Origin of the sequence: Cellulomonas fimi ATCC 484, from assembly GCF_000212695.1 — a bacterium.
In the GTDB taxonomy this organism is placed as follows: Bacteria; Actinomycetota; Actinomycetes; order Actinomycetales; family Cellulomonadaceae; genus Cellulomonas; species Cellulomonas fimi.
Window position 1 is genome coordinate 2,042,506 of sequence record NC_015514.1, and the last position, 13,589, is coordinate 2,056,094.

General features: G+C 72.1%; 10 protein-coding genes. 7 read left to right on the forward strand and 3 right to left on the reverse strand.

The annotated features are described in order from the left end of the window. The first annotated feature begins 110 nt into the window (after positions 1-110). The 5 genes from rpsA to CELF_RS09365 all read left to right on the forward strand — a co-directional run bounded on the left by rpsA (position 111) and on the right by CELF_RS09365 (position 6,422). Positions 111-1,583, forward strand: a complete 1,473-nt coding sequence (gene rpsA, locus CELF_RS09345) for a 30S ribosomal protein S1 (protein WP_041553416.1) — start codon at positions 111-113, stop codon at positions 1,581-1,583. 126 nt (positions 1,584-1,709) lie between these two features. Continuing rightward, on the forward strand, positions 1,710-2,339 hold the full coding sequence (coaE, locus tag CELF_RS09350) for a dephospho-CoA kinase (protein ID WP_013771005.1): 630 nt from the start codon (positions 1,710-1,712) through the stop codon (positions 2,337-2,339). Then, positions 2,336-2,974, forward strand: a complete 639-nt coding sequence (gene pcp, locus CELF_RS09355; RefSeq protein ID WP_013771006.1) for a pyroglutamyl-peptidase I — start codon at positions 2,336-2,338, stop codon at positions 2,972-2,974. The genes coaE and pcp overlap by 4 nt, the downstream gene beginning before the upstream one ends. A gap of 69 nt (positions 2,975-3,043) precedes the next feature. Further along, positions 3,044-5,149 (forward strand): excinuclease ABC subunit UvrB, encoded by a 2,106-nt coding sequence (uvrB, locus tag CELF_RS09360; RefSeq protein WP_013771007.1) that lies wholly within the window; start codon positions 3,044-3,046, stop codon positions 5,147-5,149. Between the two features lie 259 nt (positions 5,150-5,408). Continuing rightward, positions 5,409-6,422 carry a TerC family protein gene (locus CELF_RS09365; RefSeq protein ID WP_013771008.1) on the forward strand — a complete coding sequence of 338 codons (1,014 nt, stop codon included), beginning with the start codon at positions 5,409-5,411 and terminating at the stop codon, positions 6,420-6,422. Between the two features lie 75 nt (positions 6,423-6,497). Here CELF_RS09365 and CELF_RS09370 read toward each other — a convergent pair whose 3' ends face one another. After that, entirely contained in the window at positions 6,498-6,782 is a 285-nt protein-coding gene (locus CELF_RS09370; protein WP_013771009.1) for a YciI family protein, read from the reverse strand. Between the two features lie 47 nt (positions 6,783-6,829). Here CELF_RS09370 and CELF_RS09375 point away from each other — a divergent pair, with 47 nt between their 5' ends. Then, positions 6,830-7,990 carry an acyl-CoA dehydrogenase family protein gene (locus tag CELF_RS09375; RefSeq protein WP_013771010.1) on the forward strand — a complete coding sequence of 387 codons (1,161 nt, stop codon included), beginning with the start codon at positions 6,830-6,832 and terminating at the stop codon, positions 7,988-7,990. 46 nt (positions 7,991-8,036) lie between these two features. Here the strand turns inward: CELF_RS09375 and CELF_RS09380 are convergent, their stop codons facing one another. Continuing rightward, positions 8,037-8,741 (reverse strand): MBL fold metallo-hydrolase, encoded by a 705-nt coding sequence (locus tag CELF_RS09380; protein WP_013771011.1) that lies wholly within the window; start codon positions 8,739-8,741, stop codon positions 8,037-8,039. A 4-nt stretch (positions 8,742-8,745) separates the two neighbouring features. Beyond that, complete coding sequence (locus tag CELF_RS09385) at positions 8,746-10,596, reverse strand: glycoside hydrolase family 15 protein (protein WP_013771012.1); 1,851 nt, start codon at positions 10,594-10,596, stop codon at positions 8,746-8,748. 104 nt (positions 10,597-10,700) lie between these two features. Between CELF_RS09385 and uvrA the strand changes: the two genes are divergently transcribed. Next, on the forward strand, positions 10,701-13,574 hold the full coding sequence (gene uvrA / locus CELF_RS09390; RefSeq protein WP_041553418.1) for an excinuclease ABC subunit UvrA: 2,874 nt from the start codon (positions 10,701-10,703) through the stop codon (positions 13,572-13,574). Positions 13,575-13,589 lie beyond the last annotated feature (15 nt).

The window sequence follows — 13,589 nt, forward strand, 5'->3', positions numbered from 1 at the left end:
TTCGCACCGGGATCCGTCCCGGTCGTCGGGCAGCCACCCGGGAGGGCCGTGTGACCAGCAACGACATCCTGTCCGCACAACTTCCTGTCCGCATCGGAGCCCATCCCTACATGAGCATCTCCACCCCCGCGAAGCCCGCCACCCCGCAGGTCGCGGTCAACGACATCGGTTCGGCCGAGGACTTCCTGGCCGCGATCGACGCCACCATCAAGTACTTCAACGATGGCGACATCGTCGAGGGCACCATCGTCAAGGTCGACCGCGACGAGGTCCTGCTCGACATCGGCTACAAGACCGAGGGCGTCATCCCCTCCCGCGAGCTGTCCATCAAGCACGACGTGGACCCCGGTGAGGTCGTCAAGGTCGGCGACGAGGTCGAGGCCCTGGTCCTCCAGAAGGAGGACAAGGAAGGCCGGCTGATCCTGTCCAAGAAGCGGGCGCAGTACGAGCGCGCGTGGGGCACGATCGAGAAGATCAAGGAGGAGGACGGCGTCGTCACCGGCACCGTCATCGAGGTCGTCAAGGGCGGCCTCATCCTCGACATCGGTCTGCGCGGCTTCCTGCCCGCCTCGCTCGTCGAGATGCGTCGTGTGCGCGACCTCCAGCCGTACGTCGGCAAGGAGATCGAGGCCAAGATCATCGAGCTCGACAAGAACCGCAACAACGTGGTCCTGTCGCGCCGTGCGTGGCTCGAGCAGACGCAGTCCGAGGTCCGCTCCACCTTCCTGCAGACGCTGCAGAAGGGCCAGGTGCGCCCCGGTGTCGTCTCCTCGATCGTCAACTTCGGTGCGTTCGTGGACCTGGGTGGCGTCGACGGGCTCGTGCACGTCTCCGAGCTGTCCTGGAAGCACATCGACCACCCGTCCGAGGTCGTCGAGGTCGGCCAGGAGGTCACGGTCGAGGTCCTGGACGTCGACTTCGACCGCGAGCGGGTCTCGCTGTCGCTGAAGGCGACGCAGGAGGACCCGTGGCAGGCGTTCGCCCGGACGCACGCCATCGGCCAGGTCGTCCCCGGCAAGGTCACCAAGCTCGTCCCGTTCGGTGCGTTCGTGCGCGTCGAGGACGGCATCGAGGGCCTCGTGCACATCTCGGAGCTGGCCGTGCGCCACGTCGAGATCCCGGAGCAGGTCGTCCAGGTGGGCGACGACGTCTTCGTCAAGGTCATCGACATCGACCTCGAGCGTCGCCGCATCTCGCTGTCGCTCAAGCAGGCCAACGAGGGCTTCGACCCGGCCTCGGAGGACTTCGACCCCGCGCTGTACGGCATGGCGGCCGAGTACGACGAGCAGGGCAACTACAAGTACCCCGAGGGCTTCGACCCGTCCACGAACGAGTGGCTCGAGGGCTTCGAGGCGCAGCGCGAGGCGTGGGAGGCCCAGTACGCGGCCGCGCACGAGCGCTGGGAGGCGCACCGCAAGCAGGTCTCCGAGGCCGCGAAGGCCGACGCGGAGGCTGCGACGTCCGGCGAGACCGGTGGCGGCGCGGTGCCGTCCACGTACTCGTCGTCCACGGAGGAGGCCACCGGCACCCTCGCGTCCGACGAGGCGCTCGCCGCTCTGCGCGAGAAGCTCACGGGCAACTGATCTCGTCCGGGGCGCGTCCCCGGTGAGTCCTTCGACGGGCCGGTCACCTGCGGGTGGCCGGCCCGTCGGCGTGCCCGGGACGTCTGCGGCGCGCCGCCCGCCGGGGCGTCGGGCAGGATGGGGCGCATGCAACGCATCGGGTTGACGGGGGGCATCGCGGCCGGCAAGTCCGTCGCGGCCCGGCGGCTGCGGGAGCTGGGCGCGGTCGTCATCGACTCCGACGAGCTCGCGCGGGAGGCCGTCGCCCCCGGGTCGCCCGGGCTGGACGCGGTCGTCGACGAGTTCGGCGAGGGCGTGGTCGCGGCCGACGGGACGCTCGACCGGGCGGCGCTCGCGTCGGTCGTGTTCGCCGACGCCGGCGCGCGCGCCCGGCTCGACGCGATCGTGCACCCCGTCGTGCGCCGTCTCGCCGCCGAGCGCGAGGCGGCCGCCGCGGTGCTCGACCACGGTGCGGTCGTCGTGCACGACATCCCGCTGCTCGTGGAGACGGGCCAGGCCGACGCGTTCCACGTCCTCGTCGTCGTGCACGCACCCGCCGTGCTGCGGGTCGAGCGGCTCGTCCGGCTGCGCGGCATGACGCGCGAGGACGCCGAGGCCCGCGTCGCGGCCCAGGCTGCGGACGACGCGCGGCTCGCGGTTGCCGACGTCGTCCTCGACGGGACGGGCAGCGACGCGGACCTGCGTGCGCAGGTCGACGACCTCTGGGACCGGCTCGCGGTCGAGCGCGCCGACGAGATCGCGGCCGAGACGCCGTGACGCGCGTGCTGCTCACCGGGTTCGAGCCGTTCGACGGCCACCCGGTCAACGCCTCGTGGGAGGCGGTGGCCGCGGTGCGCGACGGGTGGGCCGAGCCTGACGTGGAGCTCGTCGTCCGGCTCCTGCCCGTGTCGTTCCGTCGCGCGCGCCAGGAGCTGCGCGTGGCCGTCGCCCAGGTGGAGCCCGACGTCGTGGTGTGCGTGGGGGAGGCGGGCGGCCGTGGGGCCGTGGGTGTCGAGCGCGTCGCGGTCAACGTCATCGACGCGCGCATCCCCGACGCCGACGGGTCGGCACCCGTGGACGTGCCGGTCGTCGCGGGTGCGCCCGCGGCGTTCTTCTCGACGCTGCCGGTCAAGGCGTGCGCGCGGGCAGTCGCCGACGAGGGCGTGCCGGCCGAGGTCTCGAACACCGCGGGGACCTACGTGTGCAACGCGACGGCGTACGCGCTCGCGCACCTGCTGGCGGGCCGGGACGGCGTGCGCGGAGGGTTCGTCCACGTGCCGCGCGCGCCCGACCAGGCGGGGCACGGCCCGAGCCTGCCCGTCGAGGCGTCGGCACGGGCGCTCGCCGCGGTGGTGCGGACCGCGGCGCGCGTGCGGCAGGACGTGCGCGTCCCGGCCGGTGCGGAGGCCTGAGGGCGGGTCCGCCGTTCGCCCGCGGAGGAGGGGACGGCGCGTGTCGGTGGTCGCCCGTACGGTGGAGGCATGCGTCCCGTCACCGAGCTGCAGCGGACCGTCGCGCCGTTCCAGGTGGTCTCCGAGTTCACCCCGTCCGGCGACCAGCCGGCCGCGATCGCCGAGCTGGCCTCCCGCATCAACGCGGGGGAGAAGGACGTCGTGCTGCTCGGCGCGACCGGCACCGGCAAGTCCGCGACGACAGCCTGGCTGATCGAGCAGGTCCAGCGCCCGACGCTGGTCATGGCGCCCAACAAGACGCTCGCCGCGCAGCTCGCGACCGAGTTCCGCGAGCTCCTGCCGAACAACGCGGTCGAGTACTTCGTGTCGTACTACGACTACTACCAGCCCGAGGCGTACATCGTGCAGACGGACACCTACATCGAGAAGGACTCGTCGATCAACGACGAGGTCGAGCGCCTGCGCCACTCGGCGACCAGCTCGCTGCTGACCCGCCGTGACGTCGTCGTCGTCGCGTCCGTGAGCTGCATCTACGGCCTGGGCACGCCGCAGGAGTACGTCGACCGGATGGTGACGCTGGACGTCGGGCAGCAGATCGACCGCGACCAGCTGCTGCGTCGGTTCGTGCAGATGCAGTACACGCGCAACGACCTCGCGTTCACGCGCGGCACCTTCCGCGTGCGGGGCGACACCGTCGAGATCATCCCCATGTACGAGGAGCTCGCGATCCGGATCGAGTTCTTCGGCGACGAGATCGAGGCGATCGCGACGCTGCACCCGCTGACGGGCGACGTCGTCCGCTCCGAGGACCAGATGATGATCTTCCCGGCGACCCACTACGTCGCTGGCCCCGAGCGCATGGAACGTGCGATCGCGGGCATCGAGCTCGAGCTCGAGGACCGGCTCGCGGAGCTCGAGTCGCAGAACAAGCTGCTCGAGGCCCAGCGCCTGCGCATGCGCACGACGTACGACATCGAGATGATGCGGCAGATCGGCTCGTGCTCCGGGATCGAGAACTACTCGCGGCACATCGACGGCCGCACCGCGGGCTCGGCGCCGAACACGCTCCTCGACTTCTTCCCCGAGGACTTCCTGCTCGTCATCGACGAGTCGCACGTGACGGTCCCGCAGATCGGCGCGATGTTCGAGGGCGACATGTCGCGCAAGCGTGCGCTCGTCGAGCACGGCTTCCGGCTGCCGAGCGCGACCGACAACCGCCCGCTGCGCTGGGAGGAGTTCGTCGAGCGGATCGGGCAGACGGTCTACCTGTCGGCGACGCCGGGCGACTACGAGCTGTCGATGGCGGACGGCGTGGTCGAGCAGATCATCCGCCCGACGGGCCTCGTCGACCCCGAGGTCGTCGTCAAGCCGACCAAGGGGCAGATCGACGACCTGCTGGGCGAGATCCACGACCGCGTCGAGCGCGACGAGCGCGTGCTGGTGACGACCCTGACGAAGAAGATGGCCGAGGACCTCACGGACTACTTCCTCGAGAAGGGTGTGCGGGTCCGCTACCTGCACTCGGAGGTCGACACGCTGCGCCGGGTCGAGCTGCTGCGCGAGCTGCGGCTCGGGGAGTACGACGTGCTGGTCGGCATCAACCTGCTGCGCGAGGGTCTCGACCTGCCCGAGGTGTCGCTCGTGGCGATCCTCGACGCGGACAAGGAGGGCTTCCTGCGGTCCGGGAAGTCGCTCATCCAGACGATCGGCCGTGCGGCGCGCAACGTGTCCGGCCAGGTGCACATGTACGCGGACAAGATCACGCCCGCGATGCAGCTCGCGATCGAGGAGACCAGCCGCCGCCGCGAGAAGCAGATCGCGTACAACACGGAGCGCGGGATCGACCCGCAGCCGCTGCGCAAGAAGATCGGCGACATCACCGACCTGCTCGCGCGGGAGGACGCCGACACCGCGGAGCTGCTCGGCGGTGCCGGCCGGCAGGCCAGCCGCGGCAAGGCTCCCGTGCCGGGCTTCGGGTCGAAGGGCGCGCCGCGCGACGAGCGGACCCGGCTCACGGGTGCCGCAGCCGGGGAGCTCGCGGGGCTGATCCAGGAGCTGACGGACCAGATGCACGCGGCGGCCGGCGAGCTTCAGTTCGAGCTCGCGGCGCGCCTGCGCGACGAGATCTCGGGGCTGAAGAAGGAGCTGCGGCAGATGCAGGCGGCGACCGCCTGACGCTCTCGTCGCGGGCGGCGGCGCCCCCGGTCGGCCCGCCCGGCGTTCCATGCGTCTGCATGTGAGCCCGCGCACAGTCGGTGCGCGGCGGATGCCCGTCGGGCGGTCGTCGCTTACGCTGTCAGCCTGAAGGGGAGTACCCCACGAGCGAGCGTGTCGTCAGCACGGGACCACCGGTCCCCGGGGCGCTCGGCCCGAGCAGTTCCGGGTGGGGGAGACCTTCGGTACTCGACGTGTTCCCGTACCGGAGGTCATTCCTGTGGACGTTGCTGGCTGGGTGTGGGCGGTCACCGCTGCGGCGGTGGTGGGCCTGGTTCTCTTCGACTTCTTCGCGCACGTGCGGACGCCGCACGCCCCGACCTTCCAGGAGTCGGTGCGTTGGTCGGTGTTCTACATCGCGCTGGCGGTCGTGTTCGGCGTCGGCCTGGGCATGACGAGCGGCTGGGACTTCGGGTCCGAGTACTTCGCCGGCTACGTGACCGAGAAGAGCCTGTCGGTCGACAACCTCTTCGTCTTCCTCATCATCATGACGAAGTTCGCGGTGCCGCGTGAGTACCAGCAGAAGGTGCTGCTGGTCGGTGTCGTCATCGCGCTCGTGCTGCGCACGGTGTTCATCCTCGCGGGCGCCGCGGCGATCGAGCAGTTCTCCTGGGTCTTCTACATCTTCGGCGCGTTCCTCGTGTACACGGCGGTCAAGCTGGCGCGCGAGCACCACGACCCCGACCACCCCGAGGACGAGAAGGCCGGCGACGGGTTCGCGGTCCGCACGTTCAAGCGTCTGCTGCCGACGGTCGACGAGTACCACGGCGACCGCCTCACCACGCGCATCGACGGCAAGCGGTTCTTCACGCCGATGCTCGTCGTCATGGTCGCGATCGGCTCGACGGACATCCTGTTCGCGCTCGACTCGATCCCCGCGATCTACGGCCTCACCGAGGAGCCGTACATCGTGTTCACGGCCAACGCGTTCGCGCTGCTCGGCCTGCGCCAGCTCTACTTCCTGATCGGCGGGCTGCTCGACCGCCTCGTGTACCTCTCGCAGGGCCTGTCGGTCATCCTCGGCTTCATCGGCGTCAAGCTCGTCCTGCACGCGCTGCACGTCAACGAGCTGCCGTTCATCAACGGTGGCGAGCACGTCGAGTGGGCGCCGGAGATCCCGACCTGGCTGTCGCTCAGCGTCATCCTCGGGACGCTCGCCGTCGCCACCGTGGCGAGCCTCGTCAAGACGCGCAACGACGCCCGGCTCGAGTCGGCCGGGGCGCCCCGGTCCTGATCGCGCGCGAGCCCGGCGCCCGCACCTCCCGGTGCAGGGGCCGGGCTCGCGGCGTACGGCGGGCTGCCGGTCCGGTCAGGCGCTCCACGGGCCCAGGACGAGGTCCCACTGCCGCACGTCCGTCACGGCGACGACGCCCTCGCGCGCGAAGGGGTCGGCGGCGAGCAGCGCGTCGAGCGCGTCCCGGTCGTCGGCCCGGAACACGAGCAGCGCACCCGGCTCTCCGTCGGCGAACGGGCCGGAGCCCAGCAGGCGGCCCTCGTCCGCGAGGGTGGACAGGTAGGCGCGGTGCTCGGGACGGAAGGTGTCCCGCACGTCGGTCCGCTCGTCGTAGGTGTAGCGCACGGCATAGGTCGGCATGGCCCCATCCTGCCGGACCGGCCGCGCGGCGGTGGCAGAGTGACGGCATGGCCCGCACGCTGCGCACCCTGCTCACCGACGACCTGCTGGAGCGGATCCGGGAGCGGGCGCCCGGGCACGACCGCGACAACACCTTCCCGTACGACGACCTGTCCGACCTGCGCGACGTGGGCTACCTGACGGCGTTCGTGCCGGAGCGGCTCGGGGGCGCAGGCCTGACGCTCGAGGAGGTCGCCCGGGAGCAGGCGCGGCTCGCCGGTGCGGCCCCCGCGACGGCCCTCGCGGTCAACATGCACCTCGTCGTCACGGGCCTCGCGGCGCTGCTCGTCGAGCGCGGGGACGCCGCGTTCGAGTTCGTGCTCGCCGACGCGGCCGCCGGCGAGGTCTTCGCCTTCGGCAACTCCGAGGCCGGGAACGACCTCGTGATGTTCGGCTCGAGGACCCGTGCCGAGCGGCAGCCCGACGGCGGCTACCGGTACTTCGGGACGAAGATCTTCACGTCGCTGTCTCCCGTGTGGACCCGGCTCGCGACGTTCGGACTTGACGACGCCGACCCCGACGACCCCCGGCTGGTGCACGGCGTCGTGGCGCGCGAGGACGGCGGCACCAGCGCGCGCGACGACTGGGACACGCTCGGGATGCGCGCGACGCAGTCCGCGACGACCGTGCTCGACGGTGCGTGGGCGCCCGCGGACCGCGTCTACCGGCGGCTGCCGCCCGGACCGAGCGCCGACCCGTTCGTGTTCGCCCTCTTCGCCGTCTTCGAGGTGCTGCTCGCCGCGGTCTACACCGGGATCGGTCGACGGGCGATCGAGGTGGCCGTCGCGACGACGCGCCGGCGGACCTCGATGAAGAACGACGGGCGGCCGTACGCGCAGGACCCCGACATCCGGTGGAAGGTGGCGGACGCGGCGCTGCTGCAGGACGGAGCCGAGCTGCAGGTGTTCGCGCTCGCCCGCGACGTGGACGAGCAGGCGGAGCACGGCGCACGCTGGTTCGCGCAGCTGGTCGGGGTCAAGGTCCGGGCGACCGAGACGGCCCGGCAGGTGGTCGACCTGGCGATCCGGGTGTCGGGGGGAGGGGCGTACTACACCGGCAGCGAGCTGGCGCGCCTCTACCGGGACGTGCTCGCCGGGATCTTCCACCCGTCGGACGACGAGTCCGCGCACGCGACCGTCGCGGCCTCCGTGCTCGGCCCGCTCGAGTAGCCCCCGACGGGCGCTGCGCCGCGGCGTGCCGTCCCGGACGGTCGCGTCACCAGCCGCGGGCGCGCCACTCGGCGAGGTGCGGGCGCTCCGCGCCGAGCGTCGTGTCGGCACCGTGGCCCGGGTACACCCACGTCTCGTCGCCGAGCCGGTCGAAGACGCGGCGCTCCACGTCCTCCAGGAGCCGGGCGAACCGGCCGGCGTCGCCACCCGTCGCGCCGACGCCACCCGGGAACAGCGAGTCGCCGGTGAACAGGTGCGCGCGCCCGGCGACCGCGTCGGGCGCCTGCACGCGCTCGGGCTCGCGGTAGAGCAGCGCGACCGACCCCTCGGTGTGCCCCCGCAGCGCCACGACCTCGAGCACCGCGTGCCCGACCGCCAGCACGTCGCCGTCGTGCAGCGGCCGCCGGACGGGGACACCCGTCGCCGCCGTGATCGCCGCCGCGTCGGCGGCCCCGGCCGCGGTCGTCGCACCCGTGACCGCGACGACGGACGCGAGCGCGCGGTGGTGGTCGGCGTGCTGGTGCGTCGTCACGACGACGTCGAGCCGCGCCGAGCCCGTGCCCTCGCGCACGAGCGCGAGCAGGCGGTCGGGCTCGTCCGCGGCGTCGACGAGGAGCTGGGCCTGCTCGCGGCGGCAGGTGAGGAGGTAGGCGGCGTTGTCCATGGGCCCGACGCTGACCTTGCGGATCTCGACCTCGTCGAGGACCCGCACGTCCGCGGGGCCGCCCCGCGTCACGTCGCCCGTGTACATGCGCTCATCGTCCCGCGTCGGCGCGCGGGCGTCCCGTCCGCTCGAGCGCGAAGTCGTGGCTGTGCACGGCCCGCACGAGCGCCAGGTGCGAGAGGGCCTGCGGGACGTTGCCGGCCATCCGGTCGCCGGCGGGGTCGTACTGCTCGGCGAGCAGCCCGACGTCGTTCGCGAGCGCGGTCAGCCGGTCGAGCAGTGCCGTCGACCCGTCGACGTCATCCAGGCGCGCGAGCGCGTCCGCGAGCCAGAACGAGCACGCGAGGAAGGCGTGCTCGCCGCCGTGCAGACCGTCGTCGGTGCGGGACGTCGGGTAGCGCCGCAGCAGGCCGGGGGCGATCTCGAGCTCCGCACGCACGGCCTCCACGGTCGCGCGCAGCCTCGGGTCGTCGGGCGGGAGGAACCCGACCTGGAGCAGCTGGAGGAGCGCCGCGTCGGTGTGCTGCGCACCGTACGCCTGCACGAAGGTCCCGCGGTCGGGGTCCCAGCCGTGCGCGAGGACGTCCGCGTGGATCTCGTCGCGGGCCGCCCTCCAGCGCTCCACCGGCCCCTCCAACCCGTGCCGCTCGACGCCGCGCACGGCCCGGTCGACCGCAGCCCACGCCATGACCTTCGAGTGCACGAAGTGCTGCGGCTCGCCGCGCACCTCCCAGATGCCGCGGTCCGGCTGCCGCCAGTGCGTCAGGAGCTCCTCGACGAGGTGGCGCTGCAGCGACCACGAGTCGTCGCTCTCCGTCAGGCCGCACTCGCGCGCGAGCTCGAGCGCGCACATGACCTCGCCCAGGACGTCGTTCTGCACCTGCCCGACGGCGGCGTTGCCGACGCGCACGGGACGCGAGCCCGCGTACCCGGGGAGGTGGTCGAGCTCGCGCTCGGGCAGGTCCCGGCCGCCGTCGACGCGGTACATGATCTGCAGGTCCGCGGGGTCGCCGGCGACGGCGCGCAGCAGCCAGTCCCGCCACTGCGTCGCCTCGTCCCGGTACCCGTGCTCCAGCAGGGCCTCGAGCGTCATCGCCGCGTCCCGCAGCCAGCAGTAGCGGTAGTCCCAGTTCCGCTCGCCGCCGAAGTCCTCCGGCAGCGACGTCGTGGCGGCCGCGACGATGCCGCCCGTCTCGATGTCCGTGAGCAGCCGCAGCACCAGGAGCGAGCGCACGACCGCGTCGCGGTACGAGCCCCGGTAGGACGCGGACCGTGCCCACAGGCCCCAGACGACACGGGTGCGGTCGAGCCGGTCGGGGACCGTGAGCCGTGGGGGCAGCGGCTCCCACGAGTGCGTCCACGTCAGCGACAGGTCGACGGCGTCGCCGGCGTCCAGGCGGAACGCGTCGCGGTGGCGGTGGTCCGTGTGCGTCGGCAGCCGGTCCCCGCGCAGCAGCAGGGCGTCCGGACCGGCGACGGCCCGGATCGCCGGCAGCCCGTCGTCGTCGGTCACGCGGTGCACCCACGGCTCGATGGAGCCGTACCCGAACCGCACGACCCACTCGTGGCGGACCTCGACGTACCCCCGGGTGCACTCCACGCGCCGGACGACGTCGGCGCGTCCGTCGGCCATCGGCATGGCGTCGACGACGACGGCCGTCCCGGTCGGCGTCGTGTAGGTCGTCTCCAGGACGAACGAGTCCTCGAGGTAGCGCCGTGTGATCTCGGTCGCGTCGGCGACCGTCAGCAGCCACCGTCCGTGGTCGGACGTCCCGAGGAGGCGGGCGAAGCACGCCGCGCTGTCGAACGAGGGCAGGCACAGCCAGTCGAGGGACCCGAACCGCGAGACCAGGGCGACGGAGCGCCCGTCTCCGAGGGCGGCGTACTCGGCGACGGGGGCGGCGTCGTCGGGTCCCGGGGCGTGGTCGAGGGGGGAGCTCATGGGTCCTCAGCATGCGGGCGGGGGCGCCTCACGGCACGCCGACCGGCGTTCGCCGACGTCGAACACGTGTGCGACTGTCAGAGGCGCCACGTAGACTTCCCGGCGTGAACGACCGACTGGTAGTGCAGGGCGCCCGCGAGCACAACCTCCGCAACGTCGACCTCGACCTCCCGCGCGACAGGCTCATCGTCTTCACCGGTCTGTCGGGCTCGGGCAAGTCGTCACTGGCCTTCGACACCATCTTCGCGGAGGGCCAGCGGCGCTACGTCGAGTCGTTGTCGGCGTACGCGCGACAGTTCCTCGGGCAGATGGACAAGCCCGACGTGGACTTCATCGAAGGGCTGTCCCCGGCGGTCTCGATCGACCAGAAGTCGACCAACCGCAACCCGCGCTCGACGGTCGGCACGATCACCGAGGTCTACGACTACCTGCGCCTGCTGTTCGCGCGCGCCGGCACGCAGTACTGCCCGGAGTGCGGCGAGCGCGTCACCGCGCAGACCCCCCAGCAGATCGTCGACCGTCTCCTCGAGCTCCCCGAGGGGACGCGGTACCAGGTGCTGGCGCCGGTCGTGCGCGGTCGCAAGGGCGAGTACGCGGACCTGTTCAAGGAGCTGCAGGGCAAGGGCTTCGCCCGCGCGCGCGTCGACGGCGAGGTCGTGCAGCTCACCGAGCCGCCGACGCTCGAGAAGAAGCTCAAGCACGACATCGAGGTCGTCGTCGACCGCCTCGTCTCGCGCGAGGGCGTGCAGCGCCGCCTCACGGACTCGGTGGAGACGGCGCTGGGTCTGGCGGGCGGCCTGCTCGTCGTCGAGCTCGTCGACGCCGACGCCGACGACCCGGGGCGCGAGCGCCGGTTCTCCGAGAACCGCGCATGCCCCAACGACCACGTGCTGACGCTCGACGAGATCGAGCCGCGGACGTTCTCGTTCAACGCCCCCTACGGCGCGTGCCCCGAGTGCACCGGCATCGGCTCACGCCTCGAGGTCGACCCCGAGCTCATCGTCCCCGACGAGGACCTCTCGCTTGACGACGGTGCGATCGCCCCCTGGTCGCAGATCTCCAGCGAGTACTTCGCGCGTGTGCTCGGTGCGCTCGCGCAGGACATGGGCTTCTCGACGAGCGTGCCGTGGCGTGCGCTGCCGCAGCGCGCGAAGGACGCCGTCCTGTACGGGCAGAACCACGAGGTCAAGGTCCGGTACAAGAACCGGTGGGGCCGGGAGCGGACGTACTCGACGGGTTTCGAGGGCGTCGTCACCTTCCTCGAGCGCCGGCACTCCGAGACGGAGTCGGACTGGAGCAAGGAGAAGTACGAGGCCTTCATGCGCGAGGTGCCGTGCCCGGTCTGCCGCGGCGCGCGCCTCAAGCCCGAGGTCCTGGCGGTGCGGGTCGGCGGCAAGTCGATCGCGCAGGTCTGCGAGCTGCCCATCCGGGAGGCACGCGCGTTCCTCGACGAGCTCGACCTCGGCGAGCGGGAGCGCGCGATCGCCGCCCAGGTGCTCAAGGAGATCCAGGCGCGCCTCGGCTTCCTGCTCGACGTCGGACTCGACTACCTGTCGCTCATGCGTCCCGCCGGCACGCTGTCGGGCGGGGAGGCGCAGCGGATCCGGCTCGCGACGCAGATCGGCTCGGGCCTGGTCGGCGTGCTGTACGTGCTCGACGAGCCGAGCATCGGCCTGCACCAGCGGGACAACCGACGGCTGATCGACACGCTCACGCGCCTGCGCGACCTCGGCAACACCCTCATCGTCGTCGAGCACGACGAGGACACGATCCGCACGGCCGACTGGATCGTCGACATCGGCCCCGGCGCCGGGGAGCACGGCGGTCGTGTCGTGCACTCGGGGGACCTGGACGGGCTGCTGTCGTCGGCCGAGTCGGTCACGGGCGCGTACCTCTCCGGGCGCCGCGCCATCCCGATGCCGCCGCAGCGCCGGCCCGTCGACCGGAACAAGCAGCTCACGGTCGTGGGCGCGCGCGAGCACAACCTGCGGGGGATCGACGTGTCGTTCCCCCTCGGGACGCTCACCGCCGTCACCGGCGTCTCCGGCTCCGGCAAGTCCACGCTCGTCAACTCCATCCTCTACACGGTGCTCGCCAACGAGCTGAACGGTGCGCGGCAGGTGGCCGGACGGCACAAGCGCGTCACGGGCCTGGAGCACCTCGACAAGGTCGTCCACGTCGACCAGGGCCCCATCGGCCGCACACCGCGCTCCAACCCGGCGACGTACACCGGGGTGTGGGACCACGTGCGCCGGCTCTTCGCCGAGACGACCGAGGCGAAGGTGCGGGGCTACACCCCGGGTCGCTTCTCGTTCAACGTCAAGGGCGGCCGCTGCGAGGCGTGCTCGGGCGACGGCACCCTGAAGATCGAGATGAACTTCCTGCCCGACGTCTATGTGCCGTGCGAGGTCTGCCACGGCGCGCGGTACAACCGCGAGACGCTCGAGGTGCACTTCAAGGGCAAGACGGTCGCAGACGTGCTCGCGATGCCCATCGAGGAGGCCGCGGAGTTCTTCGCCGCGGTGCCCGCGATCTCGCGGCACCTGCGCACGCTCGTCGACGTCGGTCTCGGGTACGTGCGCCTCGGCCAGCCGGCGCCGACGCTGTCCGGTGGTGAGGCGCAGCGCGTGAAGCTCGCCGCCGAGCTCCAGCGGCGCTCGACGGGCCGCACGATCTACGTGCTCGACGAGCCGACGACGGGTCTGCACTTCGAGGACATCCGCAAGCTGCTCGGCGTCCTGCAGTCGCTGGTCGACAAGGGCAACAGCGTCATCGTGATCGAGCACAACCTCGACGTCATCAAGAACGCCGACTGGGTCGTCGACATGGGACCCGAGGGTGGCAGCGGCGGCGGCATGGTCGTGGCGCAGGGCACCCCCGAGCACGTCGCGGGTGTGGAGGCGTCGCACACCGGACGGTTCCTCGCCGAGGTGCTCGACGCCGAGGTGGAGCTGGAGCGCGAGCGCGCGTCGGCCTGACCGGCCGAACGCGTG

Bases quoted from the DNA above. Each gene is read 5' to 3' on its own strand.
- rpsA (WP_041553416.1), top strand. From the start codon at position 111: ATGAGCATCTCCACCCCCGCGAAGCCCGCCACCCCGCAGGTCGCGGTC.
- CELF_RS09380 (WP_013771011.1), bottom strand. From the start codon at position 8,741: ATGTACACGGGCGACGTGACGCGGGGCGGCCCCGCGGACGTGCGGGTC.
- CELF_RS09370 (WP_013771009.1), bottom strand. From the start codon at position 6,782: ATGCCGACCTATGCCGTGCGCTACACCTACGACGAGCGGACCGACGTG.
- uvrB (WP_013771007.1), top strand. From the start codon at position 3,044: ATGCGTCCCGTCACCGAGCTGCAGCGGACCGTCGCGCCGTTCCAGGTG.
- CELF_RS09375 (WP_013771010.1), top strand. From the start codon at position 6,830: ATGGCCCGCACGCTGCGCACCCTGCTCACCGACGACCTGCTGGAGCGG.
- coaE (WP_013771005.1), top strand. From the start codon at position 1,710: ATGCAACGCATCGGGTTGACGGGGGGCATCGCGGCCGGCAAGTCCGTC.
- CELF_RS09385 (WP_013771012.1), bottom strand. From the start codon at position 10,596: ATGAGCTCCCCCCTCGACCACGCCCCGGGACCCGACGACGCCGCCCCC.